3 protein-coding genes are annotated in these 2,991 nt (G+C 72.9%); 2 read left to right on the forward strand and 1 reads right to left on the reverse strand.

Going from position 1 to position 2,991, the window contains the following annotated elements:
- On the forward strand, positions 1-938 hold a 938-nt coding region (locus QR77_RS49160; protein WP_040024710.1), incomplete at its 5' end, for a PD-(D/E)XK nuclease family protein.
- 66 nt (positions 939-1,004) lie between these two features.
- Here QR77_RS49160 and QR77_RS27340 read toward each other — a convergent pair.
- Positions 1,005-1,220, reverse strand: a complete 216-nt coding sequence (locus QR77_RS27340; RefSeq protein WP_040028746.1) for a type II toxin-antitoxin system prevent-host-death family antitoxin — start codon at positions 1,218-1,220, stop codon at positions 1,005-1,007.
- Positions 1,221-1,417: 197 nt separating this feature from the next.
- Here QR77_RS27340 and QR77_RS27345 point away from each other — a divergent pair.
- Positions 1,418-2,991: ATP-dependent helicase (locus QR77_RS27345; RefSeq protein WP_236711167.1), on the forward strand; the 1,574-nt coding region annotated here is incomplete at its 3' end.

Genomic DNA, 2,991 nt, shown 5'->3' on the forward strand with positions numbered 1-2,991 from the left:
CCCGCCGCCTCGCCAGGCTCGCCGCGCTCGGCGACGAGGACGGCCAGGCGCTCGTCCCCGCCGCGCACCCGGACAACTGGTGGGGCCTGGAGGAGCCGACCCACAGCGCGGTCCCGCTGCGCGACAGGGACCAGCCAGTCGCACTCTCGGGCAGCGCGCTCGAACAACTCGCCAACACCTGCGCGCTCCAGTGGTTCCTGGGGCGCGAGGTGAAGGCGGACGAGCCCGCCACGGCCGCCCAGGGGTTCGGCAACGTCGTCCATGTCATCGCCGACGAGGTGGCCTCCGGCCGTACCCCCGCCGTCCTCGACGTGCTGATGGAGCGCCTCGACTCCGTATGGGACGCGCTCGCCTTCGACGCGCCGTGGAAGTCGCGGCAGGAGAAGGAGCAGGCGCGCGCGGCGCTGAGCCGCTTCCTGCGTTGGCATGTGATGGACCGCGGCGGCCGCACGCAGGCGGCGAGCGAGCACGGCTTCGACGTCACCATCGAGGCGGGGGAGTACGAGGTACGGATCCGGGGCTCCATGGACCGCGTCGAGAAGGACGCGGAAGGACACGCGTACGTCGTCGACTTCAAGACCGGCAAACAGGCCCCCACCAAGGACGAGGTGGCCCACCACCCGCAGCTCGCCGTCTACCAGCTCGCGGTACGCGAAGGCGCGCTGGACGAGGTGTTCGACGGCCACCGACCGGAGGCGGGCGGCGCCGAACTCGTACAACTGCGCCAGCCGGCGCCGAAGAAGGAGGGCGGCGACGACCTGCCCAAGGTCCAGGCGCAGGAGCCGCTCAGCGGGGAGTGGGTCGGCGACCTGCTGGCGACGGCGGCGGGGCGCGTACTGGACGAACGCTTCACGCCGACGACGGGCAGCCACTGCGCGAACTGCGCGTTCCGCGCGTCGTGCAGCGCGCGGCCGGAGGGGCAGCAGATCGTGGAGTGAGCGGCGACTCCGTACTCGCGGGCTCCTGTCCGACCAGTTTCACGACCGCCGCCGAGTCGGGGTGGATCAGCAGCGCTCCTCTTCACGCAGCGTCGAAAGACCCTGCGCGGTGTCCACGGAGGGATCGCCCAGCACGGGCGGCAACGGGATCGGACCGCTGATGGGAAGAAGCCGGGCAACGGCGGATCCGCTCACGGTCACCTCCAGGGACTCGCCCTGCCGCACTCTCGCGAGCACGGCGCTCGTGTTCTGATTCAGCTCTCGTACCGGGACGCGCTCCATGCCGGTCACCGTAGAACGTCATGTCCCGCATCGGTGGGGGTGTTCGCCCGAACGAGTGCATGGCCGCCGTGGCGGGCCCCCGGGGGCGCGCCACGCCGCTGTCCGTGGGGCCCGTTAGCCTTCCTGAGGTGTCCGCACCTGGTCCCGCCCACTCCACGCACTCGCCGCACCCCCCGCACCCCGTCACCCAACTCCCCGTGCGTCTCACCGACCCCGAGCAGCTCAAGGAACTCCTCGGCATCCCCTTCACCCCGGAGCAGACGGCCTGCATCATCGCGCCGCCCGCCCCGCAGGTCATCGTGGCCGGAGCGGGTTCCGGCAAGACGACGGTGATGGCCGCCCGGGTCCTCTGGCTGGTGGGTACGGGACAGGTCGCGCCCGAACAGGTGTTGGGGCTCACCTTCACCAACAAGGCCGCGGGGGAGCTGGCCGAGCGGGTCCGCAAGGCGCTCGTACGGGCCGGGATCACCGACCCCGATGTCATCGACCCCGACCACCCCCCGGGCGAGCCCCGCATCTCCACGTACCACGCCTTCGCCGGCCGGCTCCTCACCGACCACGGGCTGCGGATAGGCCTCGAACCGACCGCCAGGCTGCTCGCCGACGCCACCCGTTTCCAGCTCGCCGCCCGCGTGCTGCGCGAGGCGCCAGGACCCTATCCCGCGCTGACGAAGACCCTGCCCGCCCTGGTCAGCGACCTGCTCGCGCTCGACGGCGAGCTGGCGGAGCATCTCGTACGGCCAACGGGACTCGGCGCGTACGACACCGAACTGCTGGACGCCCTGGAGAGCGCCAGGCTCAGCAACGCCGAGCTGCGCAGGATCCCCGAGACGGCGGCGGCCCGCAGTGAACTGCTCGACCTCGTCGTGCGCTACCGCGAGGCCAAGAGCGCGCGCGATCTGCTCGACTTCGGCGACCAGATCGCCCTCTCCGCCGAGCTGGCCCTGACCAAACCCGAGGTCGGCCGGATGCTGCGGGACGAGTTCCGGGTCGTGCTGCTCGACGAGTACCAGGACACCTCGGTCGCCCAGCGGCTCCTGCTCTCCGGGCTGTTCGGAGCCGGAGCCGGAGCCGGATCCGGCCCCGACAGCGGCAGCGGCCACGCGGTGACGGCCGTCGGTGACCCCTGCCAGGCGATCTACGGCTGGCGCGGCGCCTCCGTCGCCAACCTCGACGACTTCCCCGCCCACTTCCCGGCCGCCGACGGCTCTCCGGCCACCCGCTTCTCGCTCAGCGAGAACCGCCGCAGCGGCGGGCGCCTCCTCGACCTCGCCAACCGTCTCGCCGAACCCCTGCGCGCGATGCACGAAGGCGTCGAGGCGCTGCGCCCCGCGCCTGGCGCCGAGCGCGAAGGACAGGTGCGCTGCGCGCTGCTGCCCACCCACGCCGAGGAGATCGGCTGGCTCGCCGACTCCCTCGCCCATCTGGTGCGTACGGGCAAGGAGCCGGGCGAGATCGCCGTCCTGTGCCGTACGGCGGGGGACTTCGCCGAGATCCAGGGCGCGCTGGTGGCCCGCGACGTGCCCGTGGAGGTCGTCGGGCTCTCGGGTCTGCTGCACCTCCCCGAGGTCGCCGACCTGGTGGCGGTCTGCGAGGTCCTCCAGGACCCCGGCGCCAACGCCTCCTTGGTACGGCTGCTCACCGGGCCCCGCTGGCGCATCGGCCCGCGCGACCTGGCACTGCTGGGCCGCAGGGCCCGGCTGCTGGTCCACCGGGGCCCGGGCCCCGACCCGGCCGACTCCGCCGCTGCCGCCGACGAACGGCTCCCCCC

The organism is Streptomyces sp. 150FB (assembly GCF_000818195.1).
Taxonomy (GTDB): Bacteria; Actinomycetota; Actinomycetes; order Streptomycetales; family Streptomycetaceae; genus Streptomyces.